28 protein-coding genes are annotated in these 26,888 nt (G+C 72.7%); 10 read left to right on the top strand and 18 right to left on the bottom strand.

Annotated features, from left to right (window positions below; translation table 11 throughout):
* Positions 1-37 precede the first annotated feature (37 nt).
* From ACRAKF_RS31345 to ACRAKF_RS31315, 7 genes are all read right to left on the bottom strand, one after another.
* Positions 38-640, bottom strand: a complete 603-nt coding sequence (locus tag ACRAKF_RS31345) for a sugar kinase (RefSeq protein ID WP_447041038.1) — start codon at positions 638-640, stop codon at positions 38-40.
* Entirely contained in the window at positions 641-1,798 is a 1,158-nt protein-coding gene (locus ACRAKF_RS31340; protein WP_447041036.1) for an ROK family glucokinase, read from the bottom strand.
* Positions 1,799-2,009: 211 nt separating this feature from the next.
* Positions 2,010-2,828 carry an ATP-binding cassette domain-containing protein gene (locus ACRAKF_RS31335; RefSeq protein ID WP_447041034.1) on the bottom strand — a complete coding sequence of 273 codons (819 nt, stop codon included), beginning with the start codon at positions 2,826-2,828 and terminating at the stop codon, positions 2,010-2,012.
* The gene (locus ACRAKF_RS31330; RefSeq protein WP_447041033.1) at positions 2,825-3,880 is read right to left on the bottom strand and encodes an ABC transporter permease; all 1,056 of its coding nucleotides are present in this window, start codon (positions 3,878-3,880) and stop codon (positions 2,825-2,827) included. The genes ACRAKF_RS31335 and ACRAKF_RS31330 overlap by 4 nt, the downstream gene beginning before the upstream one ends.
* Positions 3,877-4,890 (bottom strand): sugar ABC transporter substrate-binding protein, encoded by a 1,014-nt coding sequence (locus ACRAKF_RS31325; protein ID WP_447041031.1) that lies wholly within the window; start codon positions 4,888-4,890, stop codon positions 3,877-3,879. Before ACRAKF_RS31325 ends, ACRAKF_RS31330 begins: the two co-directional genes overlap by 4 nt.
* A 95-nt stretch (positions 4,891-4,985) precedes the next feature.
* The gene (locus tag ACRAKF_RS31320) at positions 4,986-5,975 is read right to left on the bottom strand and encodes a sugar ABC transporter substrate-binding protein (RefSeq protein ID WP_447041030.1); all 990 of its coding nucleotides are present in this window, start codon (positions 5,973-5,975) and stop codon (positions 4,986-4,988) included.
* Between the two features lie 136 nt (positions 5,976-6,111).
* A complete protein-coding gene (locus tag ACRAKF_RS31315; protein ID WP_447042261.1) occupies positions 6,112-6,849 on the bottom strand; it encodes a GntR family transcriptional regulator in 738 nt (245 codons plus the stop codon).
* 182 nt (positions 6,850-7,031) lie between these two features.
* Here ACRAKF_RS31315 and ACRAKF_RS31310 point away from each other — a divergent pair, with 182 nt between their 5' ends.
* Positions 7,032-8,036: a Gfo/Idh/MocA family protein gene (locus ACRAKF_RS31310; protein ID WP_447041029.1), complete on the top strand. Its 1,005-nt coding sequence runs from the start codon at positions 7,032-7,034 to the stop codon at positions 8,034-8,036.
* A gap of 30 nt (positions 8,037-8,066) precedes the next feature.
* Here the strand turns inward: ACRAKF_RS31310 and ACRAKF_RS31305 are convergent, their stop codons facing one another.
* The 3 genes from ACRAKF_RS31305 to ACRAKF_RS31295 form a co-directional block, all read right to left on the bottom strand.
* A complete protein-coding gene (locus ACRAKF_RS31305; protein ID WP_447041027.1) occupies positions 8,067-8,519 on the bottom strand; it encodes a PaaI family thioesterase in 453 nt (150 codons plus the stop codon).
* A gap of 61 nt (positions 8,520-8,580) precedes the next feature.
* Positions 8,581-9,252, bottom strand: a complete 672-nt coding sequence (locus tag ACRAKF_RS31300; RefSeq protein WP_447041026.1) for a response regulator transcription factor — start codon at positions 9,250-9,252, stop codon at positions 8,581-8,583.
* Complete coding sequence (locus ACRAKF_RS31295) at positions 9,249-10,514, bottom strand: sensor histidine kinase (RefSeq protein ID WP_447041025.1); 1,266 nt, start codon at positions 10,512-10,514, stop codon at positions 9,249-9,251. Before ACRAKF_RS31295 ends, ACRAKF_RS31300 begins: the two co-directional genes overlap by 4 nt.
* 157 nt (positions 10,515-10,671) lie before the next feature.
* Here ACRAKF_RS31295 and ACRAKF_RS31290 point away from each other — a divergent pair, with 157 nt between their 5' ends.
* The gene (locus ACRAKF_RS31290; protein ID WP_447041023.1) at positions 10,672-10,878 is read left to right on the top strand and encodes a hypothetical protein; all 207 of its coding nucleotides are present in this window, start codon (positions 10,672-10,674) and stop codon (positions 10,876-10,878) included.
* A 35-nt stretch (positions 10,879-10,913) separates the two neighbouring features.
* On the opposite strand, the gene ACRAKF_RS31285 is transcribed toward ACRAKF_RS31290, so the two are convergent.
* Positions 10,914-11,357 (bottom strand): ribonuclease, encoded by a 444-nt coding sequence (locus ACRAKF_RS31285; RefSeq protein WP_447041021.1) that lies wholly within the window; start codon positions 11,355-11,357, stop codon positions 10,914-10,916.
* A 113-nt stretch (positions 11,358-11,470) separates the two neighbouring features.
* Complete coding sequence (locus tag ACRAKF_RS31280; RefSeq protein ID WP_447041019.1) at positions 11,471-12,151, bottom strand: CGNR zinc finger domain-containing protein; 681 nt, start codon at positions 12,149-12,151, stop codon at positions 11,471-11,473.
* A gap of 91 nt (positions 12,152-12,242) precedes the next feature.
* Here ACRAKF_RS31280 and ACRAKF_RS31275 point away from each other — a divergent pair, with 91 nt between their 5' ends.
* The 4 genes from ACRAKF_RS31275 (at position 12,243) to ACRAKF_RS31260 (ending at position 16,568) form a co-directional block, all read left to right on the top strand.
* Positions 12,243-13,037, top strand: coding sequence for an MBL fold metallo-hydrolase (locus ACRAKF_RS31275; RefSeq protein WP_447041018.1), 795 nt, complete (start codon positions 12,243-12,245; stop codon positions 13,035-13,037).
* Between the two features lie 196 nt (positions 13,038-13,233).
* Positions 13,234-14,319: an LLM class flavin-dependent oxidoreductase gene (locus ACRAKF_RS31270; protein WP_447041017.1), complete on the top strand. Its 1,086-nt coding sequence runs from the start codon at positions 13,234-13,236 to the stop codon at positions 14,317-14,319.
* A 133-nt stretch (positions 14,320-14,452) separates the two neighbouring features.
* Positions 14,453-15,745, top strand: coding sequence for an MFS transporter (locus tag ACRAKF_RS31265; protein WP_447041015.1), 1,293 nt, complete (start codon positions 14,453-14,455; stop codon positions 15,743-15,745).
* 82 nt (positions 15,746-15,827) lie between these two features.
* Positions 15,828-16,568: an SDR family oxidoreductase gene (locus ACRAKF_RS31260; RefSeq protein ID WP_447041013.1), complete on the top strand. Its 741-nt coding sequence runs from the start codon at positions 15,828-15,830 to the stop codon at positions 16,566-16,568.
* A 132-nt stretch (positions 16,569-16,700) separates the two neighbouring features.
* On the opposite strand, the gene alc is transcribed toward ACRAKF_RS31260, so the two are convergent.
* Both alc and allB read right to left on the bottom strand, forming a co-directional pair.
* Positions 16,701-17,831, bottom strand: coding sequence for an allantoicase (alc, locus tag ACRAKF_RS31255; RefSeq protein WP_447041012.1), 1,131 nt, complete (start codon positions 17,829-17,831; stop codon positions 16,701-16,703).
* A gap of 4 nt (positions 17,832-17,835) precedes the next feature.
* A complete protein-coding gene (gene allB / locus ACRAKF_RS31250) occupies positions 17,836-19,212 on the bottom strand; it encodes an allantoinase AllB (RefSeq protein WP_447041010.1) in 1,377 nt (458 codons plus the stop codon).
* Positions 19,213-19,523: 311 nt separating this feature from the next.
* Between allB and ACRAKF_RS31245 the strand changes: the two genes are divergently transcribed.
* The gene (locus ACRAKF_RS31245) at positions 19,524-20,339 is read left to right on the top strand and encodes an IclR family transcriptional regulator (RefSeq protein WP_447041009.1); all 816 of its coding nucleotides are present in this window, start codon (positions 19,524-19,526) and stop codon (positions 20,337-20,339) included.
* Between the two features lie 62 nt (positions 20,340-20,401).
* On the opposite strand, the gene ACRAKF_RS31240 is transcribed toward ACRAKF_RS31245, so the two are convergent.
* Positions 20,402-21,121, bottom strand: a complete 720-nt coding sequence (locus ACRAKF_RS31240; RefSeq protein WP_447041007.1) for an ABC transporter ATP-binding protein — start codon at positions 21,119-21,121, stop codon at positions 20,402-20,404.
* The gene (locus ACRAKF_RS31235; RefSeq protein WP_447041005.1) at positions 21,118-22,203 is read right to left on the bottom strand and encodes an ABC transporter permease; all 1,086 of its coding nucleotides are present in this window, start codon (positions 22,201-22,203) and stop codon (positions 21,118-21,120) included. The genes ACRAKF_RS31240 and ACRAKF_RS31235 overlap by 4 nt, the downstream gene beginning before the upstream one ends.
* 169 nt (positions 22,204-22,372) lie before the next feature.
* On the opposite strand from ACRAKF_RS31235, the gene ACRAKF_RS31230 reads away from it, so the two are divergent.
* A complete protein-coding gene (locus tag ACRAKF_RS31230; protein WP_447041003.1) occupies positions 22,373-23,599 on the top strand; it encodes a sensor histidine kinase in 1,227 nt (408 codons plus the stop codon).
* A complete protein-coding gene (locus tag ACRAKF_RS31225) occupies positions 23,596-24,300 on the top strand; it encodes a response regulator (RefSeq protein WP_447041002.1) in 705 nt (234 codons plus the stop codon). The genes ACRAKF_RS31230 and ACRAKF_RS31225 overlap by 4 nt, the downstream gene beginning before the upstream one ends.
* 29 nt (positions 24,301-24,329) lie before the next feature.
* Here the strand turns inward: ACRAKF_RS31225 and ACRAKF_RS31220 are convergent, their stop codons facing one another.
* Positions 24,330-24,851, bottom strand: a complete 522-nt coding sequence (locus tag ACRAKF_RS31220; protein ID WP_447041000.1) for a universal stress protein — start codon at positions 24,849-24,851, stop codon at positions 24,330-24,332.
* Between the two features lie 96 nt (positions 24,852-24,947).
* Between ACRAKF_RS31220 and yczR the strand changes: the two genes are divergently transcribed.
* Complete coding sequence (yczR, locus tag ACRAKF_RS31215; protein WP_447040999.1) at positions 24,948-26,417, top strand: MocR-like transcription factor YczR; 1,470 nt, start codon at positions 24,948-24,950, stop codon at positions 26,415-26,417.
* A gap of 25 nt (positions 26,418-26,442) precedes the next feature.
* Here the strand turns inward: yczR and ACRAKF_RS31210 are convergent, their stop codons facing one another.
* Positions 26,443-26,700 carry a DUF5955 family protein gene (locus tag ACRAKF_RS31210; protein ID WP_447042259.1) on the bottom strand — a complete coding sequence of 86 codons (258 nt, stop codon included), beginning with the start codon at positions 26,698-26,700 and terminating at the stop codon, positions 26,443-26,445.
* Positions 26,701-26,888: the final 188 nt, after the last annotated feature.

Raw genomic sequence — 26,888 nt, 5'->3', positions numbered from 1 at the left:
GGGCGTCAGGGCGTCGAGGTCTCAGGGCCTCAAGGCCTCAGGGCGTCGTCGAGGACACCACGTAGACCATCGGGTGCTTGGGGTTCGCGCGGTCCACCACCACGTCCTGGGTGGGCTTCGGGTTCTTCTGTCGGTGCGTCAGGCCGGACCAGGGGCCCTTGCCCGTGAACTCCCAGCCGACGACCTTGCGGTCACGCCTACTGATGGTGATGTCGTTCGGCTCCAGGTCGCCGCCCGTCGCGCCGATCCGCTTCAGGAACTTGTCCAGGCCCTTGTTGCTGGTGAGGAACTGGACGTAGAGACGGCTGGTGCGCCAGTTGTTCGTCTCGTAGTACGCCACCTCCTTCGAGTACGCCGGGATCGGTACGTCGTAGAGGCGGCGCTGCACCTTGGACGGCCAGCCCTCGGTGAGACCCGTGGCGGAGTACTTGTCCTCCTTGTCGCGGCCGCTGTTGCGGCTCTGGTTCGCGGAGATCACCAGGTACCCGGCGGGGATGCCGATCAGGAGCACGATGATCGTGGCCGTCAGCCAGCGGCGGCGGATCATGTGGCGGCGGTCCTCGGGCTTGCCCTTGCCGCGGTCCGACGGCTCGGGGGCGCCGGGCGTCTCCGGTGACGAGGGCTGTCTGGGCACGGTCATCTACGGGGTTCCCTGGGAGGTGCGGTCGTCGGAGCGGCGGGCCTCGGCGTAACGCTCGTACCGTTCGTAGCGCTCGACGCGGCGGCGGTTGGCGCGGCGGAAGCGGCGGGCGACCAGACGGGACAGGTCGGCGGCGCCGACCATGCCGGCCTCGGGGCCGAGCTGGGCGCGGGCGATACGGGCCTCGGGGCGGTAGCCGCGGCCGGTGAGGTGGCGCCGGAAGGCGTCGCGGGCGGGGCCGATCAGCAGGTCGTCGGCGGCCGAGACGCCGCCGCCGATCACGAAGCAGGACGGGTCGAGGGCCGCGGCGAGGTTGGCGATGCCGACGCCGAGCCACTGGCCGATGTCCTGGAGCAGTTCGACGCACATCGCGTCGCCCTCACGGGCCAGCTCGGTGATGAGCGGTCCCGTGATGTCGGGGACGTTGCCCTTGACGCGCTCGATGATCTCGTACGCCACCGGGGAGTCGGCGGCGGCGAGCTCGCGGGCCTCGCGGACCAGCGCGTTGCCCGAGCTGTACTGCTCCCAGCAGCCTCGGTTGCCGCAGGGGCAGCGGTGGCCGCCGGGGACGACCTGCATGTGCCCGAACTCGCCCGCCACGCCGAACTTGCCGCGCTTGACCTGGCCGCCCTCCAGGATCGCGCCGCCGATGCCGGTGCCGAGGGTGATCATGACCAGGTGGTCCTCGTCGCGGCCCGCGCCGAAGCGCCACTCCGCCCAGGCTGCGGTGTTCGCGTCGTTGTCCACCATCACGGGGACCGCGAGGCGGCCGGAGATGCGGTCGCGGAGCGGTTCGTTGCGCCAGGACAGGTGGGGGGCGAACAGGACGCGGTTGCGGTCCGCGTCCACCCAGCCAGCCGCTCCGATGCCGACCGCGTGCACGTCGTGGCGGTCGGAGAGGTCGAGGACCAGCTCGATGATGGTGTCCTCGACGACGCGTGGGCTCTTGGACTTGTCCGGGGTCTCCGTGCGGAGCGTCTCCAGGATGTTGCCGTCGGGGTCGACGACGCCCGCCATCACCTTGGTGCCGCCGATGTCGATGCCGACGGTGTTGACGCGCGGCGCCGTCAGATGGGAGCGGCGTTCACGCGTGCCTACGGTCCGCAGGACGGTGGCTCGTGCGGAGCCGCGGTGCGCTAGGTCGCGGTAGGTGCTCATTGCGGCGATTCTGCCTCACGCTCGCGGGGGCGCGCACAACGGGCACCCCGGGTGCCCCGTAGCTCCGGGGGTGCGCCCCGAAGGGGCGCGGGGAACTGCGCGCTCAGCCACGGAAGAGCCGCAGTCGCATCTGCTGGGTGACCGAGCAGACGCGACTGCGGCTTTGTCGTGGTTGCTCGCGCAGTTCCCCGCGCCCCTGACGGGGCGCTCCTCAGCGCTTTTCCAGCTCGTGACGGAGGTCGTCCAGCTCCGAGCCGCCCGCCATCTGGCGGGTCAGCTCGTCGAGGGTCACCTCGTCGCGCGCGTAGCTGCCGGACATCGCGCCCCGCTTGAGGAGGACGAAACGGTTGCCGACCAGGTACGCGTGGTGCGGGTTGTGCGTGATCAGGACCACACCCAGGCCCGCGTCCCGCGCCGCGGCCACGTACTTCAGGACCACGCCCGACTGCTTCACGCCGAGCGCCGCGGTCGGCTCGTCGAGGACGAGGACCTTCGCGCCGAAGTAGACGGCGCGGGCGATCGCCACGCACTGGCGCTCGCCGCCCGAGAGCGTGCCGATCGGCTGGTCCACGTCCCGCAGGTCGATGCCCATGCGGAGCAGCTCCGCGCGGGTCGTCTCGCGCATGAGGTCCACGTCCATGCGCTTGAAGGGACCGGCCCCCTTCGTCGGCTCGGAGCCGAGGAAGAAGTTCCGCCAGACCGGCATCAGCGGGACCACCGCGAGGTCCTGGTAGACCGTGGCGATGCCCAGGTCGAGCGCCTCGCGCGGCGAGCCGAGCCGTGTCTCCTCGCCGTCGATCCGCAGCGCGCCCGCGTCGTGCTGGTGCAGCCCTGCGATGATCTTGATGAGGGTGGACTTGCCCGCGCCGTTGTCGCCGAGCACGCAGGAGATCTCCCCCGCGTGGACTTCGAGGGAGACGCCTTCGAGGGCGCGGATGTTGCCGTAGTACTTGCTGACGTCGTCCAGCTCGACGAGTGGCGTACGTTCCGGCTCGGCGGCCGGGTCATTCACTTCGCTCACGTCGGTCATTTCGTCGCCTCCGCCCGCTTGCGGACCCAGTGGTTGAGCAGGGTGGCCAGGAGCAGCATCACGCCCAGGAAGAACTTGAACCAGTCGGAGTTCCACTCGGCGAACACGATGCCCTTGCTGACCATGCCGAAGATCAGCGCGCCCACGGCCGCGCCGACCGCGGAGCCGTAGCCGCCGGTGATCAGGCACCCGCCGATGACCGCCGCGACGATGTAGATCAGCTCGTTGCCGACGCCCTCGCCGGACTGGACGGTGTCGTACGACAGGAGCAGGTGCTGGCCGGAGATCCAGGCGCCGAAGGCGACGCCCATGTACAGGCCGATCTTGGTCGCCGCGACCGGGACGCCGACCGCGCGGGCCGCGTCCTCGCCGCCGCCGACCGCGAAGATCCAGTTGCCGACGCGGGTGCGCAGCAGGATCCAGGTGGCGACGGCGATCAGGGCGAGCCACCACACGATGGTGATCTTGTAGTCGACGCCGCCGACGGTGATGGTGGAGGCGAAGACCGACTTGGCGGATTCGAAGCCCTCCATGTCGGCGATCGACTTGGTGGAGACCGTGCCGCTGATCAGCTTGGTGAAGCCGAGGTTCATGCCGGTCAGCATCAGGAACGTGCCGAGCGTGATGATGAAGCTCGGCGGGTCCGTGCGGGTCAGCATCACGCCGTTGAAGACGCCGATGGCGAGGGTGACGAGCAGCGAGACGGCGACGCCCACCCAGACGTTCGCCGTCATCTGGTAGCTGAACATCGACGAGACGAGCGCCGAGGTCGTCACCAGGACACCGGCCGACAGGTCGAACTCGCCGCCGATCATGAGCAGCGCCACCGGCACCGCCATGATGCCGAGCGTGGAGGCCGCGTACAGGACCGTGGCGAGGCTGGTGGCCTGGAGGAAGCTGTCCGCGATGATCGAGAAGAAGATGAAGACGGCGATGGCGCCGACGACCGAGCCGAGCTCGGGGCGGCCCATCAGCCGCTTCAGCGGAGAGGTCTTCAGGAGGCGCTCGTCGCCCTTGGTGTCCGGGGCCGGCGCCGGGGCTGTCGCGGTCATCGGGTCCCTCGCTTCGCGTAGTCCTCGAGCTCGCCGGCCTGGTCCTTGGTGACGATCTGCGGGCCGGTCAGGACCGGCTTGCCGCCGCCGAGCACGTCGGCGTTGTACTTGTAGAGCCAGAGCAGGTCCACGGCCTGGTAGCCCTGGAGGAAGGGCTGCTGGTCGACGGCGAAGCCGAGGTCGCCGTTCTTGAGACCGGCGGCGACCTTCTCGTTCAGGTCGAACGTGTCGACCTCCGTCTCGGTCCCCGCGCCGTCTGCGGCCTTGACCGCGGCGTCGGCGAAGGGCGCGCCGAGCGTGACGACCGCGTCGATCGACTTGTCGGTCTGGAGGCGGGCCTCGATGGAGGACTGCACGTCGGGCATGTTGGTGCCGGTCACGTACAGGTTCTGCATCTTGCCGTCGAAGGTCTTCTTGGCGCCGTCGCAGCGCTGCTCATGGCCGACGTTGCCCTGCTCGTGGAGGATGCACAGCGCCTTCTTCTTGCCGCGCTCGTTCAGCTCCTTGCCGACGGCCTCGCCCGCGATCGTCTCGTCCTGGCCGATGTGGGTGAGGGCCCCGAACTCCTTGGACTCGGCGGAGCCGGAGTTCACGGTGACCACCGGGATGCCGGCCTTCTTCGCGCGGGCCAGGGCGCCCTTCATCGCGTCCGGCTTGGCCAGCGTGACGATGATCGCGTCGACCTTCTTGTCGATGTACGAGTCCACGAGCTGGGCCTGCTGCTGGGCCTCGTCGTCGTGGGCGTACAAGAAGTTGATGTTGTCCTTGCGGGCCGCCTCCTCGGCGCCCTCCTGGACGATGTCCCAGAACGTGTCGCCGTCACCCGAGTGCGTCACCATGCCGAAGGTCCAGCGGGGCGTGGACACCGCCGCCTTCCCTCGGGCCGTGGACGCCTTGCGGGCGTCCTCCGCGCGCTTGCCGCCCGTGCTGCTGCATCCCACGAGGGACACTCCGAGCGCCGCCACCAGCACGGCGCCCACCGCGCGTACCCCTGTCTGAACCCTTGCCACGACGCCGTGCCCTTCTTGTTCTGCTCCTCGGTGCGGCCGGTCCTGTTCCTCGGCCCCGGCCGCCCAAGTATCGACCACGCGGATCACGCGTGTGTTCATCGGGTACCGCGGGCCGTGTACTTCTCCAGCTTCGGCACGTCCTTCTCGGTGACGACGGCGGGTCCCGTGAGGACGGGTTCGCCGCCTCCCAGGACGTTGGCGTTGCTCCGGTGGAGCCAGAGTCCGTCGACGGCGAGGTAGCCCTGGAGGTAGGGCTGCTGGTCGACGGCGAAGCCGACCTCCTTGGCCTTGAGGCGCTTGACGACCTCGGCGTTCAGGTCGAACGTGTCGACCTCCGCCTCGCTCCCCGCGTCCTCCTTGGCCTTCACCGAGACGGCGGCGATCGGCGCGCCGAGCGTGACGACGGCGTCGATGTCCTTGCCGGCCTGGAGCTTCGCGCTGATGGAGGACTGGGCGCCGGGCGCGTTGGTGCCCTCGACGTTCAGGTTCTCGACCGAGCCGTCGAACGTCTTCTTGACGCCGGCGCAGCGCTGTTCCAGCGAGACGTTGCCCTGCTCGTGGATGACGCAGATCACCTTCTTCTTCCCGCGCGTGTCGAGCTCGTCGCCGACGGCCTCGCCCGCCACGGACTCGTCCTGGCCGATGTGGCTCAGCGCGCCGAACTCCGCGGAGAACTCGGCCCCGGAGTTGATGGTGATCACCGGTATCCCCGCGGCCTTCGCCTTGCCGAGCACGGACTTCATCGCCTCGGGCTTGGCCAGGGTCACGACGATCCCGTCGACCTTCTTGTCCACGAAGGACTGGACGAGCTCGGCCTGCCCCTTGGCCTCCTTGTCGTTCGCGTAGAGGAAGTCGACGTTGTCCTTGCGTGCAGCCTGCTTGGCGCCGCTGCGGACGATGTCCCAGAAGGTGTCGCCCTCACCGGAGTGCGTGATCATCGCGATCTTGAGGCGGGGCGTGCTCACGCCCTTGCCGCCGCCCCCGCCGTCCCCCGAGCCGTCCTCGTCGTCCTTGCCGCCGGAGCCGCTGCACCCCGCGAGCGCGATCACCGCGACGAGGGCCGCGGCCGTACGGGCTGTACGCATGGGACCACCTCTTCTCCCGGCCGCCCGAATGCGGCTGGGGGAGTTCTAGCGGCGCGCCCGCGGCAGCGTCAATGGATTTGTCAGAACATTCTGACGAACGTGAGCGACTTGGGACCTGCGGCCGTACCCCCCGCTCCTACGGTCGTACGAGGAGCTGGAACTCGAAGGAGTACCGCGAGGCCCGGTAGACGTGCGCCCCGAACTCGACCGCGCGCCCCGTGTCGTCGAAGGTCGTGCGCCGCATCGTGAGCAGCGGGGCCCCCGCGGGTTCGGCGAGCCGTTCGGCCTCATCGGCGCCGGCGGCGCGGGCGCCGACGGACTGGCGGGCGCTGTGCAGGGTGAGCCCGGCGGCGCGCATCAGGCGGTAGAGCCCGGTGGCCTCCAGGCGGGTGCTTTCGAGGTCGAGCAGCCCGGCGGGGATGTGGTTGGTCAGGAAGGCCATGGGCTCCCCGTGGGCCAGGCGCAGCCTTTCGAGGTGGTGCACGTCCTCCCCCTCGGCGACGCCGAGCGCGGCGGCGACCTCGGCGGACGCGGGCCCGACGGTGTTGTGCAGGACCCGGGTCTCGGGGCGCTGGCCCGCGGCCTCCAGGTCGTCGTAGAGGCTGCTGAGCTCCAGGGGCCGCTTGACCTGGCTGTGCACCACCTGCGTACCGACGCCTCTGCGCCGCACGAGCAGCCCCTTGTCGACGAGGGACTGGATGGCCTGGCGGACGGTGGGCCGGGACAGCCCGAGGCGTCCGGCGAGCTCGATCTCGTTGCCCAGGAGACTGCCGGGGGTCAGGGCGCCCCGCTCGATCGCCGCCTCCAGTTGCTGGGCGAGCTGGAAGTAGAGCGGCACCGGGCTGCTGCGGTCGACGCCGAGGCCGAGGACCACGGCGGGGTCCTTGGCCTGCCGGTCCTGGCCGCCCTGCCCGTCCTGCCTGTCCTGCGCTGCTTTGGCGAGTGGTTTGGACACGGGGCGAGCGTAGCCCGAAGAGAAGATGACGGGAAGTTAAGAGGTTCTGTTGTCCGGACAAATGATTGACAGGGTGGGCGGGGCGCGGTGAGGGTGGGTGCATGCGCATCGGACTGATCGGAACAGGCCGTATCGGCACCTTCCACGCGGCGGCCCTGAGCCGTCACCCCGACGTGACGTCTCTGGTCGTCGCCGACGCCGACCCGGTGCGGGCGGCCGGCCTCGCGGCACAGACCGGGGCCGTGCCCGCGCCCTCGGTGGACGACGTCTTCACCATCGGGGTGGACGCCGTGGTGATCACCGCGGCGACCGCCGCGCACGCCGGTCTCATCGGCGCCGCCGCCCGGGCCGGCCTCCCGGTGTTCTGCGAGAAGCCCATCGCCCTGGACCTGCCGGGCACGCTGGCCGCGCTCGGCGAGGTCGAGGCCGCGGGCACGCTGCTCCAGCTCGGCTTCCAGCGGCGCTTCGACGCGGGGTACGCGGCGGCGCGCGAGGCGGTGCGGGCGGGCAGGCTCGGCCGCCTGCACACCGTACGGGCGATCACCTCGGACCCGGCGCCGCCCCCGCCCGCGTACCTGCCGCTCTCCGGCGGCCTCTACCGCGACTGCCTCGTGCACGACTTCGACATCCTGCGGTGGGTGACGGGCCGCGAGGTCACGGAGGTGTACGCGAGCGGCTCGGACGCGGGCCCCGCGATGTTCCGCGAGGCGGGTGACGTCGACACCGCCGCGGCGCTGCTCACCCTCGACGACGGCACGCTCGCCACGGCCACGGCGACCCGCTGCAACGGCGCCGGTTACGACGTACGCATGGAACTGGCGGGCGAGGACGGCCAGTTGGCGGTCGGCCTGGACGACCGCACGCCCCTGACCTCGGCGGAACCGACGGGCCCTGCCGCGCCGGTCAAGCCCTGGCCCGGCTTCCTCGAACGGTTCGCCCCCGCGTACGAGGCGGAGCTCGGCGCGTTCGTCGATCTCGTACGAGGCGCGCGGCCGAACCCCTGCGACGGCCGCGAGGCACTGCATGCGCTGCGGATCGCGGAGGCGTGCGAACTGTCGCGGCGCGAGCGGCGGCCGGTGCGGATGGAAGAGATCCCCGCCGGCTGAGCGCTCCGGCGCTCCCCTCCCCCGACCGGCTCAGGAGGCGGAGAGCACGGTCCCCTGCGCGATGGCGCAGAGCGTCTCCGTCTCCTCGCCGCCCGCCTCGCCGACGGAGAACAGCTCGCAACGCACCGTGGCCTGGCGCCGCCCCGTATGGGCGACGACGGCGCGGGCCACGAGCTTCGTGCCGGTCGCCGGGCGGACGTACTGGATGGAGAACCCGGAGGTCAGCACGGCGGGCCCGAGCGTGGTGCCCGCGGCGAAGGTGATGGAGTTGTCGGCCGCGTAGGCGAGGACGCCGCCGTGCAGGAAGCCGTTCTGCTGCTGGAGCTCCTCACGGACACCGATCTCCAGGGTGGCCGCGCCCTCCCCGAAGCGGGTGATGCGCGCCCGGACGAGCCGGCTGAACGGCTGGGATTCCAGCACCTTCCGGGCCATGGCGAAATCAATGGGGTCGGGCTGCGGCGGCTCGGGCTGGTTCTCAGTCATGCACGACTATTACCACCGGGCGTTGGGGCCCGTCCGGCGGACGCCGGAGCCCGCCGGGCCCTCAGAGGTCCTGGTCCAGCAACCCCGCGTCATGCGCCAACAGCGCGATCTGCACGCGGTTGTTGAGGTCCAGCTTCGTCAGGATGCGGGAGACGTGCGCCTTCACCGTGGCCACGCTCAGGAAGAGCTGCGCCGCGATGTCCGCGTTCGAGCCGCCGCGGCCCACCGCCTCGGCGACCTCCCGCTCCCGCTCGCCGAGGGCGTCGAGCCGGGCCAGCGCGCGCCGCCTGCGGTCGAGCCGCGGATCGGCGCCCGTCACCCGGCTGATGAGCTGCTGCGTCACCGTCGGCGAGAGCACAGGCTCGCCCGCGGCGACGGCACGGACGGCCGCGACGATCTCCGCGGGGGCGGTGTCCTTCAGGACGAATCCCGCCGCGCCCGCCCGCAGCGCCCGCAGGACCTGTTCGTCGGCGTGGAAGGTGGTGAGGACGATGACCTCGGGCGCGTCGGGGCGTTTGCGCAGGGCCTCCGTGGCGGCGAGGCCGTCCATCACGGGCATGCGGATGTCCATCAGGACGACGTCGGGGCGGAGCTCACCGACGCGCGACGCGACCTCCGTACCGTCCCCCGCCTCGCCGACGATCTCGATGTCGTCCGCCCCGCCGAGCATGAAGGAGAGCCCGGCGCGCACCAGCGGATCGTCGTCGACGAGCAGCAGCCTGATCGGTTTCATGGCGCCCACGGTAGCCAGGCCTCCAGGCGGAACCCGCCGTCGGGCCCAGGCCCGTGGACGAGCCTGCCGCCCGCGAGCGAGGCCCGTTCGGTGAGCCCGATCAGGCCCTGTCCCGAGCCGGGCACCTTCGGGACGTCACCGGGCGGCGCGGGGTTGGTCACGGTCATGGTCAGGCCCTCGCCGGCCAGCCCGGAGACGGTGACGGTCACCTCGGCGCCGGGGGCGTGCTTGCGGGCGTTGGTCAGGGCCTCCTGCGCGATGCGGTACGCGGTGCGCCCGAGGGCTGCGGGCACGGCCTCCGGGTCGGTGACACGGCGGTCCAGGGCGATCTTCATGCCCGCCTCGCGGCACTCGGCGACCAGTGCGCCCAGCGCGGCGAGCGTGGGCTGGGGCCGGCCGGACGCGTCCGTGTCACCGCCGCGCAGGACGCCGATCACCTGCCGCAGGTCCTGAAGTGCCTCGTGGGAGCTCTCCCGGATGACGCCGGCCGCGCGGACGATCTCCTCGCGGGGCGCGTCGGGGCGGAACTCCAGGGCGCCCGCGTGGACGCTGAGCAGTGTCAGGCGGTGGGCGAGCACGTCGTGCATCTCGCGGGCGATGGCCTCCCTGGCGAGGCGTTGGGCCTGTTCCGCGCGGAGGGCCGCCTCGTTCTCGGCACGGACGGCGCGGTCGCGCAGGCTGAGCAGCAGTTCGCGGCGGGAACGCACGAACATGCCCCAGCCGATCACGGTCGCCGTCAGCATGACGCCGAAGGCGATGGAGACCAGGTAGGACAGCTCCGCGTCGGGGCGCAGCCAGAACGTCAAGGGGACCACCGCGAGCGAGGCGGTGCCGATCCAGGCCACGTACCGGAAGGGCCGGTGCACGGCGAGGGTGAAGAGGGCGATGGCCGCCGCGCCGCCCGCCGTGTCGGAGACCACCGCGACCGGCACCATCGCGATGGCGAGGCCGACGGGCCAGCGTCTGCGCAGCCAGACGGCGGCGCAGGCGAGCGCCCCGACCACCTGGTCGAGCTCGGCGACGCCCGGCGAGACATGGGGGTTGTCCCCGACCGCGTCGGCGCCCACCATGCCGATGACGACGGCGACGAGGAAACAGGCGAAGTCGACGAGCCAGTCGCGCACGGTCCGGCGCCCCTCGCGTCCCGCACGGCCGGGATCGAACTCCCGGGCGAGCGCGGAGGGCAGCGCCCACGGGCTCCTGGCCAGGGGCAGGGGTTCGGCCACGGGCTCATGTCCTCGCGGGGGTTCGGTACCGCTCATGGTCGACAAATCTACGCACCGAAGCACGGGCGCGGCGCCCTTCGCCCATGACCGGCTACCGAAGTCACCCCGGCCCGCGACTTTCGGACCGGCCGCGACGTGGACCTTCGCCCCGCGGCCGATGTGCGCGGACGAGCGGCGGGGCGAAGATCACGGCATGAAGCGGGTTCTGGAATTCCTGGGCGTCGTCCTGCTGCTCCAAGGCGCGGCCGGCCTGGCGCACGAACTGACCGGCCGCCTCGACGGCTGGGGCGTGGTGGCGCGCCTCGGCCTCCTCGACGGTCACGAGATCTACGCGAGCGTCACGCTGATCGTCCTCGCCTGCGCGCTGTTCGCCGTCGCGGAGAGCCGCGGCCCACGCTGACGGGGCCCCGGCCGCCGCGGCTCGAAGGCCGGTTCTCAGCAGCCGTGGTCGATCAGGTCGAACGAGGCGTAGTGGTCGGCGGTGTAGTAGTCCTCCTGGCTCTTGTCACCGGTGACGATGCGGCGGGCCCCGCGGTCGTCGGAGCCCGGCGTGATGACCGTGTACTCGTGGTAGTAACCGGAGCTCTGCTGCGGCAGCTCGCCCTCGCGGTTCTGGAAGACGGTGCCGTCCTGCGGGAAGGGGTAGGGGCCACCCGCCTCGATCAGGTCAAGGGTGTCGTGTGCCTGCGGGGGCAGCGCGGAGAGACAGATGTCGCCGACCGCGGCGACGGAGTACGCGACCGGGGACGTGTACGAGGCCGGTGCGGCGTACGCGACCGGGGCGGCGGGCGCCGCGCTCGCGGTGGCCGTGACGGGACCGCCGATGAGCAGGGCGGCGGCGAGGGCGGATGCGCCGAGAATTCGTGGGGGGATTCGCATGGGACCAGTGTGACGCGCGTAGAGGTTGGCGTGTCAACGCCAAGTCGGCGAATTTTCCCGGTAGTTCACCCATCTTCACCAGTCACCCGCACCTGCGATCGCGATCGCGATCGTCACTCCGCCGCGGCGCGGCGGGCGTAGGCGCGGGCGGCGCGGGCGCGGTCGCCGCAGCGAGTGGAGCACCACTGGCGGCGGCCGTGCTTGAGCAGGAAGCGGTTGCAGGGAGGCGAGGCACAGGCGGTCAGGCGGTCGGCGTCGGGGGACGTGAGCAGGTCGGCGACGTCGGCCGCGATGACCGCCAGGGCGTGCTCGACGATCGCGGTGGTGGGGTGCGGCGCGGCGCGGTAGGGGCCGGTCTTCTCGTCCCACAGCAGCAGGGACGCGGTGGGGACGCGGGTCATCGCGTCGTTGACCGCCGTGACGGCGGCGGGCAGGGCCGGCTGCCCGGCGACACGGGAGGCCAGCAGCGACCTGACCTGTTCGCGCAGCGAGCGGAGCTGTGTCGCGCAGACCTCCGCCAGGCCGGCGCCGGCCGGGGCGAGGTCGCGCAGCGCCAGCCACTGCTCGGCCTGCGCCGGGGCGCCGAGGAGGTCGGCCATGTGGCCGCCGGGCAGCGCGACGGCGCTGTTGGCCAGGGCCAGGGCGGGGTGCTCCGCCTCGCCCGGGGCCGGCGGGAGGGCTGCGTCTTCCACCACGATCCCGTCCACCACGGTCTCGTCCACCACCGTCTCGTCCACCACCGTCTCGTCCACGGTCTCGTCCATCACGGCCTCCTCCATCACGGTCTCGTCCACACTTCTCATGGTACGGGTTGCATTCATCCATGAGACCTGCCTACAGTCGGATCACGGTTAACACGCACTCTATCCGTGAGGAACTTCTTTCGTGTCATCCCCCACCCCGCAGACCGCCCCCTTCCCCGTCCGGGTCTTCGGCGGCCCGACCGCCCTCTTCGACTACGGCGGCCTGCGCTTTCTCACCGACCCGACCTTCGACGGCCCCGGCGACCACCAGGCACCGGCCGTCGTGCTGACCAAGACGGCGGCGTCTGACGGCGGCCCGGCCGACCTCGGCCGCGTCGACGTGGTCCTGCTTTCGCACGACGAGCACGCCGACAACCTCGACACCTCCGGCCGGGCCCTGCTCGCCGACGTGCCGCTGACGCTCACCACCCCTGGTGGTGGAGAGCGCCTCGGGGAGGCGGCCACCGGCCTCGCCGACTGGCAGTCGGTCGAGCTCGAGCGCCGGGACGGCGGGCCCGGCACGGTCACCGTGACCGGCGTGCCCGCCATCCACGGCCCCGGCCCGCGCGAGGAGGTCGAGGCGATCACCGGCCAGGTCGTCGGGTTCGTCCTGACCTGCGAGGGCCTGCCCACCGTCTACGTCAGCGGCGACAACGCCTCTCTCGACGCGGTCAGGGAGATCGCCGAACGCTTCGCCCCGGTCGACACGGCCCTCCTCTTCGCCGGAGCGCCCCGCTTCACCGAAGTCTTCGACAACGAGGTGATCGTCCTGGACAGCGCCCAGGCCGCCGAGGCAGCGAAGATCCTCGGCGCCGGCCGTGTGGTCCCCGTCCACTTCGATAGCTGGGCCCACTTCACCGAGGGCCGCGACGAGCTCGTCGCCGCCTTCGCCGCCGCCGGTCTCGCCGACCGCGTGGACTTCGGCACCCGCGGCTGACCCCACGTACGCCGGGACCGTACGCCGGACCCGTGTCCGGGACCCGTACGCCGGGACCCGTACGCCGGACACTGCCGGGCACCGGCCGACAGAGACCACCGCGGCTGTCGGCCGGTGCCCGGCCCCGCCCCACCCTCGCGCCCGCCCTCCCCTCACCCCGCCCTCACCCCTCGCGCCACCGAAGGACCGCACCACCATGACCGACCCCATCCGCGGCACCCGCCATGGCTCCGCCCCCGCCGCCCTGTCCGTACTGGACTCCGCCATGACCGGCACCGGCCAGAGTGCCGCGGAGGCGCTGGCCGGCAGCATCGAACTCGCCCGGCTCGCCGACCGGCGCGGCTTCACCCGCTACTGGATGAACGAGCACCACGCCATGCCCGGCGTCTCCACCTCCAGCCCACCCGTCCTGCTGGCCCGCCTCACCGCGGAGACCAGCAGACTGCGCCTCGGCGCCGGCGGGATCATGCTGCCCAACCATCCGCCCCTGGTCGTCGCCGAACAGTTCGGCATGCTCAACGCCCTCGCCCCCGGCCGCATCGACCTGGGCCTCGGCCGCGCCCCGGGCACCGACCACACCACCGCGGCCGCTCTGCGCCGCGGCGCGAGCGACGCCGAGGACTTCCCCCGGCAGGTCACCGAACTCCTGCACTTCCTCGGCGACGACTTCCCCGCCGAACACCCCTACGCCGACCGCGTCTACGCCGTACCCGGGCCCGCCCAGGACCGGCTCAACGGCCTCACCCCGCCCGTCGGCCGCCTGCCGGTGTGGCTCCTCGGCTCGTCCGGCTACTCGGCACAGCTCGCCGCCCGGCTCGGCCTGCCGTTCGCCTTCGCCGCGCACTTCAACCCGCGCGATGTCGTGGCCGCCCTGCGCCTGTACCGCGAGCAGTTCACGCCGTCCGAGGCCCTGGCCGAGCCGTACACGCTGGTCAGCTTCACCGTCGCGGCATCCGACGACGAGCGCGAGGCCCGCCGCCAGGCCGGCACCCTCGCGCACGCCATGCTCCGCATGTTCCAGCGCAAGTCCTACCTGCTGCCGTCCCCCGAAGAAGTGGACGCCTACACCTACGACGCCCAGGAACGCCAGGCCGTCGACAGCTGGCTGACCCACGTCCCGCACGGCACCCCCGAGCAGGTCACCGCCCACCTCAACCAGGTCCAGCGGGAATCCGGCGCCGACGAACTCATGATCGGCGGCGTCGGCCACTCCATCTCGGCCCGGCTGCGCTCCATCGAGCTGATCGCCGACGCCTACGGCATGCCCGACAGCCCGCGCTGACGCGGGACGGACGAGTCTCCTCCCACCAAGGCCGCCGCCGGCCGCCGACGGCCACCGACCGCCCCGCCCGGCAGCCACCACCCCGGCCTTCCGGCACCCCCGGCACCCCCGGCACCCTGAAAGTACCGACCCCATGGACAACCTGCCCCCCGTCCCCGTCCCCGCCCGCACCCCGCCCGCCGCCGCTCCCGCCCCCGTCATATCCGCGGTGCAGAAGCGCACGCTGACCGTGCTGCTCGTCTCCCAGGTCCTCAGCGGTGTCGGCCTCGCCGCCGGTGTCACCGTCGCCGGTCTCCTTGCCGGGCAGATGCTCCACGACACCTCGCTGTCCGGACTGCCCATCGCCCTGCTCACCGCGGGCTCCGCCGTCGCCGCCGTCGTCATCGGACGCGTCTCCCAGCGCCTCGGCCGCCGACCGGGGCTGGCCGCCGGGTACCTGACCGGCGCCCTCGGCGGTGCGGGTGTCGTCGTCGCGGCCGCCCTCGACAGCCCCGCGCTGCTCTTCGTCTCCCTGTTCCTGTACGGCGCCGGCACCACGTCCAACCTCCAGGCCCGGTACGCGGGAGCCGACCTCGCCGCACCCCATCAGCGCGCCCGCGCCACCTCCACCGTCATCGTCGCCACCACCGCCGGCGGCATCGCGGGACCGCTGCTCGTCACCCCCGCCGGACACCTCGCGACCGCCCTCCGCCTGCCCGAGTTGACCGGCCTGTTCCTCCTCTCCACGGTCGCCTTCACGCTGGCCGCGCTCACCCTCCTCGTATGGCTGCGGCCCGACCCGCTGCTGCTCGCCCGCGCCCGTCCCGCGGCCCCGGCCGAGGGCGCGCCCGCGGACTCGCCCTCCCGGTCCGGGCCCGGACTGCTCGTCGGCGTCATGGTCCTGGTCCTCAGTCAGCTCGTCATGGTCGCCGTGATGACCATGACCCCCATCCACATGCACGCCCACGGCTTCGGCACCGCCGCGTCCGGACTGGTCATCGCCCTGCACACGGGCTCCATGTATCTGCCGTCGCCGCTGGCCGGCCGCCTCGTCGACCGGTTCGGTGCCACCACGATGAGCGTGGTGACCGCCGGCACGCTGCTCGCCGCGGGAGTGGCCGCCGCCCTCGCGCCCGGCGACTCGTTCGCCCTGATCACCCTCGCCCTCGTCCTGCTCGGCGTCGGCTGGAGCCTCGGCCTGATCACCGGCACCGCGATCGTCACCAACAGCACGGTCCTCGCCACCCGCGCCAAGGTCCAGGGACTGGTCGACGTCGCCATCGCCGTCGCGGGCGCCGTGGGCGGCCTGGTCTCCGGCATCGTCGTCGCCTTCGCCGGCTACCCGGTCCTCGCCGTCCTGTCCGGCATCCTCGCCTTCGCCGCCGCGCCCGCGGCCATCGTCGTGGCCCGCAAGGACTCCGTGTCCATTTCCCGCCAGCCCCGCTGACCCCGAACCACTTTCATTGAACCCGCAAGCACTTCTCGCCCAAGAGCGGCGGAAACCACGCGTGAATGAAAGAGGTACGGACATGTCTTCTCTCAACGGCAGGACCGCCCTGGTGACCGGCGGCAGCCGCGGCATGGGCGCGGCGATCGCGCTGCGCCTGGCTCAGGAGGGCGCGGACGTGGCGATCACCTACGTACAGGGCGAGGCCGCGGCCCGCGAGGTGGTCACCAAGATCCAGGCCATGGGGCGGCGCGCCGTCGCCATCAGGGCGGACGCGGCGGACGCCGGCGACGCGGCGGGCGCGGTGGACCGCGCGGCCGACGACCTGGGCGGCCTGGACATCCTGGTCAACAACGCGGGGATCGGTGTGCTCGGCCCCATCGGCGACCTGACGCTCGCGGACCTCGACCGCGTGCTGGCCGTCAATGTACGAGGGGTCTTCCTGGCCTCGCAGACGGCCGCCGCCCGGCTCCGCGACGGCGGCCGGATCATCACCATCGGAAGTTGCATGGCCCAGCGCGTCCCGGGCCCCGGCGGCACGCTCTACGCGACGAGCAAGGCCGCGCTGATCGGCCTGAACAAGGCGCTGGCACGGGAGCTCGGCGGGCGCGGGATCACGGCGAACCTGGTCCAGCCGGGCCCCATCGACACCGACATGAACCCGGCGGACGGCCCCTTCGCGGAGGGGCAGAGCGGCATGACGGCCCTCGGCCGCTTCGGCTCCGCCGACGAGGTGGCGTCCCTGGTCGGCTATCTCGCCGGGGACGACGCCGCGTACGTCACCGGCACCGAGCTGTCGGTGGACGGCGGTCACGCCGCCTGACGCGCCCCGCCCGGAGCACGGGTGCGGGGCACATCAGGACGGTGGACATCAGGACGGTGGACATCGGGACATGAGTGCGGGGCGCACCGGGGCGGTTCACCCGGTGCGCCCCGCGTTCAGGGGGGGTGCGGATCAGCCGCCCAGCTCCTGGTGGCGGGCGGCCAGCCTGGCCGCGCCGGCCTCGGTCAGCGAGCCGAACAGGCGCAGGCGGGAGATGCCGCCGTCGGGGAAGATGTCGACGCGGACGTGCGTACCGACGACCGGCGCGTCGAGGACGAACCGGTGGTTGGTGTCGGGCTGGAGGCGGGTGCGGGGCAGGGCCTCGACCCACTCCCCCGACTCGCCGTCACGCACCGAGAGGGCGGCCCAGCCGGCCGAGTTGCCCTTGAGGTAGGCGGTGTCGATCTCCACGGCGCGGATCTCGGACTGCTGCACCAGCTGGTAGCGGATCCAGTCGTTGCCGGTGTCGCGGCGGCGGCGGGTCTCCCAGCCGTCGTCCATCTTGCGGGAACGGCCCGGCTGGATGGTGTTGGTGGCCGGCGAGTAGAAGCGGTCGGATGCGTCCTCGACCTGGCCGCCGTTCTCCAGGGCGACGACGTCGAACGTGCCGAGCGCGGCGAGCCACTTGGGGTCGGCGACGACCTCGCCGTAGACGCGGAGGCGGGCGATGCCGCCGTCCGGGTGCTGGTTGACGCGCAGGTGCGTGAAGCGCTGCTCGACGTCGACGGCGAAGCCGTTGGCGGCGTGACCGCCGACCGGCGTGCGGGGGACGAGGGTCGTCCACTTCACGTCGTCGCCGCACAGCTCCTCCGGCGTCGGCGAGCCCTCGACGCTGGTGCCCTCCACGGACACGGCCTGCGGGTAGTTGCCGCGGAAGTGGGCCGTGTCGATGACGATGCCGCGTACGACACCCGGCGCGCCGAGCCGTACGAGCGCCCAGTCGTGGTCGTCCTGGGTCGGCCACGGGTGCTCCGCCGACACACCGCGCCGGCGGCGGGTCTCCCACCCGTCCATGACCTTGCCCTTGTGGCCGAAGTGCTCGGGGTCGAACACGGCGGCGTGCGGGAGCAGCAGGTTCTCGCGCATCGCGAAGAACTCGTCGTTGGCGGCGATCACTCCGGCGCCGAGCTGCCGGTCCGCGAGGTTGGCGTACTGGGTGAAGGGGAAGTCGGCCGTGCGGTAGTCGGCGTAGGGCTCGCCGCCGCCGTAGGGGCTGGCGTCGCCGGTGAAGGAGGCCAGGGGGGTTATGTTCTGCGCCGTCACGGTGTCAGTTGTTCCTTTCCAGAAGTCGGCCCGCGGGTTCGCTGAACTCGCCGCCGTGCAGGATGCGTTCGCCGCGCAGCCAGGTGGACTTCACGACGCCGCTGAGGGTCTTGCCCGCGTACGCCGTGACTCGGTTCCGGTGCTGGAGCTCCGCGGGATCCACGGTGAAGGTCTCGTCGGGCGCGAGGACCGCGAAGTCGGCGTCGCGGCCGGCCTCGATGGCGCCCTTCTGGTCGAGTCCGACCAGTTCCGCGGTACGGGTGGACATCCACCGCACCACGTCGTCAAGGGTGTGGCCGCGCTTCCTGGCCTCGGTCCAGACGGCCGGCAGGCTGAGCTGAAGGCCGGAGATGCCGCCCCAGGCGGTGGCGAAGTCGTCAGTCTTCAGGTCGGCGGTGGACGGCGAGTGGTCGGTGACGACACAGTCGATGGTGCCGTCGGCCAGCGCGGCCCAGAGCAGGTCCTGGTTGGCCGCCTCCCGGATGGGCGGACAGCACTTGAACTCGCTGGCGCCGTCGGGGACTTCCTCGGCGGTCAGGGTCAGGTAGTGCGGGCAGGTCTCGACGGTCAGCTTGACGCCCTCGCGCCTGGCGGCGGCGATGAGCGGCAGCGCGTCGGAGGACGACAGGTGCAGTACGTGCACACGCGCGCCGATCCGCTTGGCGACGGCGATGAGCCCGTCGATGGCGGTGTCCTCCGAGACGCGGGGCCGGGTCTGAAGGTAGTCGGCGTACCTGGGGCCGCTGTGGTGCGGGGCGGCGTCCAGCTCGTGCGGGTCCTCGGCGTGCACGATGAGGAGGCCGCCGAACCCGGCGATCTCGGCCATGGAGGCGGTGAGCTGGTCCTGGTCGAGCTCGGGGAACTCATCGACGCCGGAGGGCGAGAGGAAGCACTTGAATCCGTAGACGCCCGCGTCGTGCAGCGGCTTGAGGTCCTGCACGTTGTCGGGGAGGGCGCCGCCCCAGAAACCGACGTCGACGTGGGCCTTGGGCCGGGCGACCTCCTGCTTGGTGCGGAGGTTGTCGACCGTCGTCGTCGGCGGCAGGGAGTTGAGCGGCATGTCGACGAGCGTGGTGATGCCGCCGGCGGCCGCGGCGCGGGTGGCGGTCCAGAAGCCCTCCCACTCCGTGCGGCCGGGGTCGTTCACGTGGACGTGCGTGTCGACGAGGCCGGGCAGCAGGACGTCGTCGCCGAGGTCCTCCAGACGTGCGCCGGCGGGTACGGCGGCGTCGTGCGCGGCGACGGCCACGATCTTCCCGCCGGAGACGGTGACCGAGGCGGCCCGGGTCCCCTCCGGGGTGACGACGCGTGTGGAGCGCAGCACCAGCTCCACCTCGCCGGTCGCGGCACTCGTGACGACGTCCACGTCTCGCTCGGACACCCGTGTCCCCTCTCTTCTCTCTTCTGTTCCGCTACACAGACCTTTTGCTTCCGCTTAACGGAATTCAACGTTCTGTTGAAGAAGTTTTCACGCTCGGTCTTCCGGCGTCAAGGGTGGAATCGGCGGTGGGGTTCGCGTGCGCGCGGCGAGGAGGTCGCCACTAGACATTTCCACAAGGTGGAAATACAATTCCGCACACCAAAACGTAGCGGGCGACCCGACCGGCTACGACGTCACGACGCGCCAGATCCCTGGCGGGGAACCGCCCGGTAGGCTGCTGACTTGCCCGCCAGCACCGAAAGGAAAGCGCCGTGCCGACGTCAAGCGCCAACGACGCCCTTGCTGAAGTCGCCGCCTCAAAGCCTCCCGCCGCGAGTGGAGGCGTCCAGTCCCTGGAGCGCGCCTTCGATCTGCTGGAGCGGATGGCGGACGCCGGGGGCGAGGTCGGCCTCAGCGAGCTCTCCGCCAGCAGCGGGCTTCCGCTGCCGACGATCCACCGCCTCATGCGCACGCTGGTCGCCTGTGGTTACGTACGCCAGCAGGCCAACCGCCGCTACTCCCTCGGCCCGCGCCTGATCCGCCTCGGCGAGTCCGCCTCCCGGCTGCTCGGCACCTGGGCCCGGCCCTACCTCGCCCGCCTGGTCGAGGAGACCGGCGAGACGGCGAACATGGCGCTGCTCGACGGCGACGAGATCGTGTACGTGGCGCAGGTGCCGTCCAAGCACTCCATGCGGATGTTCACCGAGGTCGGCCGGCGGGTCCTGCCGCACTCCACGGGCGTCGGCAAGGCACTCCTCGCCGACACGCCCCCCGAGGAGGTCCGGGCGCTGCTCGCGCGCACCGGGATGCCGGCGGCCACGGAGAAGACGATCACCACGCCGCAGGGGTTCCTCGACGCGCTCGAGGAGGTCCGCCGCGCGGGGTACGCGGTCGACGACAACGAGCAGGAGATCGGTGTGCGGTGCCTCGCCGTGCCGGTGCCGAACTCCCCCACGGCGGCGGCCATCTCGATCTCCGGGCCCGCGGGCCGGGTCACCGAGGCGGCCACGGACAAGATCGTGCCGGTGTTGCAGCAGGTGGCTGTCGAGCTCTCGGCCGCCCTGTCGGCCACGGCCACCGGCTCCTGAGCCCCGGCCGCCGGAACGGGGCCGGTGGGCCCACCGGGCCCTCGGGAGCCGAGGTGAGGCGGCTAGCCGCCCAAGGGTGGCGCGGTGACCTTGCCGTCCGACAGTTCCACCACCCTGTCCGCCACACTCAGCCGCGACCGGTCGTGCGTGACCAGCACCGTCGCCGTGCCGCGCTCCCGCGTGAGATCCGCGAGCAGGTCCAGTACCGCGCCTCCCCGCTCGTGGTCCAACGCGCTGGTCGGCTCGTCGACCAGCAGCACCGCGGGTGAGTTCATCAGCGCCCGCGCGATGCCGACCCGTTGCCGCTGCCCGCCGGACAACTGGTGCGGGCGCCGCCCCGCCTCCCCCGCGAGCCCGACCGCGGCCAGCAGTTCCCTCGCCCGCTCACGGACCTGCCGGGAGGCCCGCCTGCCGTCCACGTGCGCCATCAGCTCAAGCTGCTCCACCGCCGTGAGCGAGGCCAGCAGGTTCGGCTGCTGGAAGACGAGGCCGAGGCGCCGTCGCCGCAGCGCGGCCTGTTCCGCCCGGCTCAGGGCCCCCGTGTCGACGCCGTCGATCACGACCCGCCCCCGGTCGGGCGTGACCAGCGTCGCCGCCACCGCCAGCAGGCTGGACTTCCCGGAACCCGACGGGCCGAGTACGGCCGTCATGGTGCCGCCGGGCACCATGAGGCTCACCCCGTCCAACGCGGTGAGCCGCCCGCCCCCGTCGGGATACGTGAGGGTGACGTCCTCCACCGACAACGAGGACGTGGTGGACCGGAACGCGTCTGCTGACTTCATCGAGCACTCCCCAGCGCGACCAACGGATCAACGGCGGTGATCCGCCGCACGGAAAGACCGGCTCCGAGCACCCCGAGGGCGACCATGACCGCGGCCGGCCACAGCACGGTCGACGGTTCGAGGACGAACGGGACGTCGCCGCCGCTGATGACCCCGCCCACCGCGGCGGCCAGGCCCGTCCCGAGCGCCGTACCGGCGACGAGCATGACCACCGCCTGCCCGAGCGCGTCCCGCAGCAGATACGGCGTCGAGGCGCCCAACGCCTTCAGGACGGCGATGTCACCGCTCCGCTGGATCGTCCAGACGGTGAAGAAGGCGCCTATGACGAGCGCGGAGATCACGAAGAGGAAGCCCCGCATCAATTGCAGGGACCCGTTCTCGGCCTGGTAGGAGCCGATCGCGGTGAGCGCGCCGTCCAGCGACTTCGTCTCAGTCCCCGCGGCCCGGTCCCCGGCGGCCAGATCGACGCCGTCGGCGGTACGGAGCGCCACCACGGTCGCCTGCGGCTCCTTCGACGCTCCCCGCCGGGAGAGCTTCTGCCAGTCGTCGAGGCCGACCCACACCACGGGGGTGTGGCTGTACGAGGCGTCGGACGCGACCCGTACGACCCGCTCCTCGACCGCACCGCCCCCGAGCCGCACACGGTCACCGACGCCCGCGCCGAGTTCCGCCGCCGCCTTCTCGGACAGCACGGCCCCTCCGGACGTGACCCCGCGCGGGGCGATACCGGAGTCGGGCTCCACGCCGAACGCGGAGACCGCGGCCGACCGGTCACCGGAGGTGGCGTTGAGGGTGCTGATGCCGATGGGGTGCGCCGATGTGACACCGCGACGCCCGGACCACTTCTCCCAGGCGCCCTGCCCCAGCGACGAGTTGGTGAAGGAGACGGACTGGCCGTCGGGCGGCGCGGCGAACGCCAGGTGGTCGGCGGGCAGCCCGGTGACGGCCGAGGTGTTCTCCCTCGCGAGCCCGGCGGTCAGGCCGGACAGCAGCCCCACGAGCAGGGTGATCAGTACGACGACGGCTCCCATGAGGGCGAACCGCCCCTTGGCGAACCGCAGGTCTCTCCATGCGACGAACATGCCTCCACCCTGCGGGCCAGGCCGGGGCCCGGGCATCGCGCCACAGCACGGTTCACCCGTATCGAAGTGCGGAACCGCCGCTCAACCTTTCGGTTGACGATCGAGCGAGGGCTGTGCCCGTACCGTGGAAGGACCGAAAGGCCCCCCGCCCGACCACACGAGACGCCCCATGCCACGCACCCGCAGAGCCACGAGCCCCCCGCCGGGCCGGCCGGTCCCCGTACCCCCGACCATCCGCCTCTGCCTCCACGCCCTCCTCGCGGGGCTTCTCGCGCTCGCCGCGGTCAAGGCGCTGACGGGCGGCGCCGAGCACCGGTTCGGGGTCGCCGCGGCGGCGCTGGCCATGGGGGCCGTGTACACGGCGGGCACGCTGCACCCGGCGGTGGGCCGCTCGCGGCGTGCGACCGTGGGGTGGCTGGCGGCGCTCGCCGCCTGCTGGCTGGTGCTGCTCGTGCTCTCGCCGGACGGGCTCTGGGCCGCCTTCCCGCTGTACTTCCTCCAGCTCCACCTGCTGCCGAGGCGCTGGGCGCTGCCCGCGGTCCTCGGCACGGCGGCGGCCGCCATCGCCAGTTTCCTGCTGCACAGCGCGCGGGTCACACCCGGCAGCTTCCTAGGGCCGCTGCTCGGCGCGGCCGTGGCGGTGGCCACGGTCGTGGGGTACGAGGCGCTGTACCGGGAGAGCGAGCGCCGCCGCGAGCTGATCGACGAGCTGATGGCGACCCGCGCCGAACTGGCCGCCGCCGAACGCACCGCGGGCACACTGGCCGAGCGCGAACGCCTGGCCAGGGAGATCCACGACACGCTGGCGCAGGGCCTGTCCTCGATCCAGTTGCTGCTGCGGGCCGCCCAGCGCGCGCTGCCGGACGACTCCCCCGCGGCCCCGCACATCGAGCGGGCGCGCGAGGCCGCGCAGGACAACCTCGCCGAGGCCCGGCGCTTCGTACGCGCCCTGTCGCCCCCCGGCCTGGCGCACGGTTCGCTCGCGGGAGCCCTTGAGCGGCTGAGCGCGTCGAGCACGGGGCCGCGCGTCCGGTTCTCGCTCAGCGGGACGCCGACGGCGCTTCCCACGCCGTACGAGGTGGCGCTGCTGCGGGTCGCACAGTCCGCCCTGGCGAACACGGTCGGCCACGCGGAGGCCGGCCGCGCCGAGATCACCCTGACGTTCATGGACTCCTCGGTCACGCTGGACGTGGTCGACGACGGCCGCGGCTTCGACCCGGCGGCGGACGGCCGGGGTCGCGCCGGTGAGCGTGACGGCGGCTTCGGGCTGCCCGCCATGCGGGCGCGTGCCGCGTCACTCGGCGGTACGTTCACGGTGGAGTCGGCTCCCGGTCAGGGCACGGCGGTGGCGATCTCGCTGCCGCTGCCGGTACTGGCGAAGGAGGACGCGGCGTGACGCTCGCACCCGGGGCGGGGGCACCGAGGATCCGGCTGCTGCTCGCCGACGACCATCCGGTGGTCCGCGCGGGCCTGCGGGCCGTCCTCGACGCCGAGCCGGACTTCGAGATCGTCGCGGAGGCGGCGACGGCGGAGGCCGCCGTGGAACGCGCCACCGCGCAGGGGACAGAGGGGCCGGAAGGGACCGAGGGGCCGGAAGGGCCGGAGGGCGTCGATGTGGTCCTGATGGACCTCCAATTCGGCCCGGGGATGCACGGAGCCGCCGCGACGGCGGCGATCACCGCGCGCGAGGGCGCGCCGCGGGTCCTGGTCCTCACCACGTACGACACGGACGCGGACATCCTCGCGGCGGTGGAGGCGGGCGCCGCGGGCTACCTCCTCAAGGACGCGCCGCCCGAGGAACTGGCCGCTGCGGTCCGCACCGCGGCCTCGGGACGTTCGGCGCTCGCCCCCGCCATCGCCCACCGCCTGATGGACCGGATGCGGGCGCCCGCGGAGGCGCTGAGCCGCCGTGAGCTGGAGGTGCTGCGCCTGGTGAAGGACGGCCTGTCCAATCAGCGGATCAGCAAGGAGCTGTTCCTCAGCCAGGCCACGGTGAAGTCCCACCTGGTGCACATCTACGCCAAGCTGGGAGTGGACTCCCGTACGGCCGCGGTGGCCGCGGCGACCTCCCGCGGCCTGATCCGCGACCGCCCCTGAACCCACCCCCAACCCCTTTCCGGCGTGTCCTACCGCCCCACCAGCGCGATGTTCTCCACGGTCACCCGCCGCAGCGTCCTGCGCAGGCCCCTCGGCACAGCCGGTGCGGGAACGGTGAGGACCGGGCAGAGCGCGCGGGCACCGACCCGCCGGCGCAGCCTGCCCGGGCGGCGTCTGCCGGGTCTCGTACCGAGGACCAGCAGGTCGTACGGGTGGACGGCCAGGCCGGGCAGCGCGCGTTCCGGACGGGCCCTGACCACCCGGCGCTCGCACCGGACGCCGGGTGGCGCGCCGCCGAAGACCGCGTCGAAGGCTCCGTCGAGGCGGGCCCGCGCCTCGGCCCGCCACTGCCGCGCCCACGCCGGGTCGGGGTGCCGCAGATACAGCGCCTCGCCCTCCGGCGGCTCCCAGGCGGTCACCGCCACCAGCAGGCGCCCGCTCCGCCGGGCCTCGTCGGCGGCGGCACGCAGCGCCGCGAGACTCGCGAGCGAGCCGCTCACCCCCACCACGACGCGCCCGTCCACGCTCTCCGTCCCCGCTGTCGATGCCACCGGTACCTCCCAGGCCACATAGCCGCCGCACACCCGCCACCGCCGACTCTGTACGCTGATTGGCCTGGACAGCAGGGCCAATCAGCAGGAGTTGGCATGGCAGAGGGGCATGTGGTCCGCGTGGTGGACAGAAGACTCGGCAGCCGTCAGCTCGCCGCGCTGCTCGTCGGCGCCGTGGGCGAGCACCCCGGCTACCGCGCGCTCGCGCACGGCATACGCACCCTCGTACTGGACGGCCGTGTCCCGCTGCACACCCGGCTGCCCGCCGAGCGCGAGCTGGCCTCGGCGCTCGTGGTGAGCCGGGCCACGGTCACGGCGGCGTACGACGTGCTGCGCGAGGGCGGCTTCGCGCGCAGCCGGCGGGGCGCGGGGACCTGGACCGAGCTGCCGGAGGGGCAGCGGCCGGCCGCCGTGGCGGCGTTCCCAGCGGGCGACGACGTGCTCGATCTGGCGGTGGCGGCGCCCGGCGCCCCGGAGCCGGAGCTTGCCGCGGCGCTCGGCGCGGCGGCCGCGATGCTTCCCGAGCACGCGCCGACGGCGGGCTACCACCCGTACGGCATACCGGAGTTGAGGGCGGCCGTGGCCGACCGCTTCACCCGGCGGGGGCTCCCCACGCTCCCCGACCAGATCCTCATCACGACCGGCGCCCAGCACGCGCTGTCCCTGACGCTCTCGCTCCTCGGCAGGCCGGGCGACCGCGTCCTGGTCGAGAACCCCTCGTACCCGAACGCCCTGGACGCGATCCGCAACGCCGGGCTGCGTTCGGTGCCGGTTCCGGTCACGGAGGACGGCTGGGACATCGGGCTCGTCGAGTCCTCGCTGCGGCAGGCGGCGCCCCGCATGGCGTACCTCGTACCGGACTTCCAGAATCCGACCGGCGGGCTGATGCCGCGCGAGCAGCGCGTACGCGTCCTAAAAACGGCCCGCGCCACCGGCACCTGGCTGCTGATCGACGAGACCATCACCGACATCGCCCTGGACGGGCCGCCGCCCACGCCCTTCGCCTCGCTGGCGCCGCACGGCGTGGGCGAACAGGTCGTCACCGTGGGGTCGTTGAGCAAGTCGCACTGGGGCGGGCTGCGGATCGGCTGGGTGCGGGCGGGTACGCGGCTGATCACGGAACTGGCGATGGCGCGGGTGCCCACCGACATGGCGACGCCCGTCATCGAGCAGCTCGTGGCGCTGCATCTGGTGCGCGACATGGACCGGGTCCTCGGCGAGCGGCTGCCGATGCTGCGGGAGCGGCGGGACGCCCTGGCGGCGTCGCTGGCCAGGCATCTGCCGGAGTGGCGCTGGCGGACGCCGCCGGGCGGGCTTTCGCTCTGGGTGGATCTGGGGCGCCCCATCGCGTCGGCCCTGGCCCGTGCGGCGCCGGCCCAGGGCGTGCGGATCGAGGGCGGCTCCCGCTTCGGCGCCGACCCGGGCACCCACGAACACCGCCTCCGCATCCCCTACACGCTCCCGCCGGCCACGCTGGAGGAGGCCGCGCAACGCCTGGCGGCAACGCTGGCGGGCGACCTGCGCACCCCCACCGACGACCCCCAGGGCCGCCGCTGGGTCGCGTGACGGGGGGCTGGGCCGGCCCTTGGCCCTAGGCCCTGGGCCCGGTCGGGGTGCCGAACATCTCCACCGCGCCCCGCACCTCCGCGAGCCCCGGCGCCAGGGCACTGACGGAGCCGATCGCGCCGGCCACGAGGAGCAGGGAGCGGCGCAGGCGCGGGATCTCGGGGTTACCGCCGTCAGCCATTTCCGCGAGGGCGGCCAGTTCGTCCTCGGCTATGCCACGGTCGGTGAACTCCGGCGGATGGACGGCAAGTTCCCGCCGCAACCGCGCCACGGAGGCCCGCAGCCCAACAACCCGAGGATCCTCGCCGCTTCCGTCACTCCCGGCGCTCCGGGCACTCCGGGCGTTACCGGTGCTCCCGGCGTTCCCCGCCGCTCGTCTCTGTTCCGTGCTTCGCAACACGGCTCTCCCCCCTCGCACACCGTCGTGCGTCAGTCTCGTGCGTCTTTTTCTGCCCCGCCAGGGCGCTGGTC

The organism is Streptomyces sp. DSM 118878, from assembly GCF_052936595.1.
This window is presented reverse-complemented; position numbering and strand designations above follow the sequence as displayed.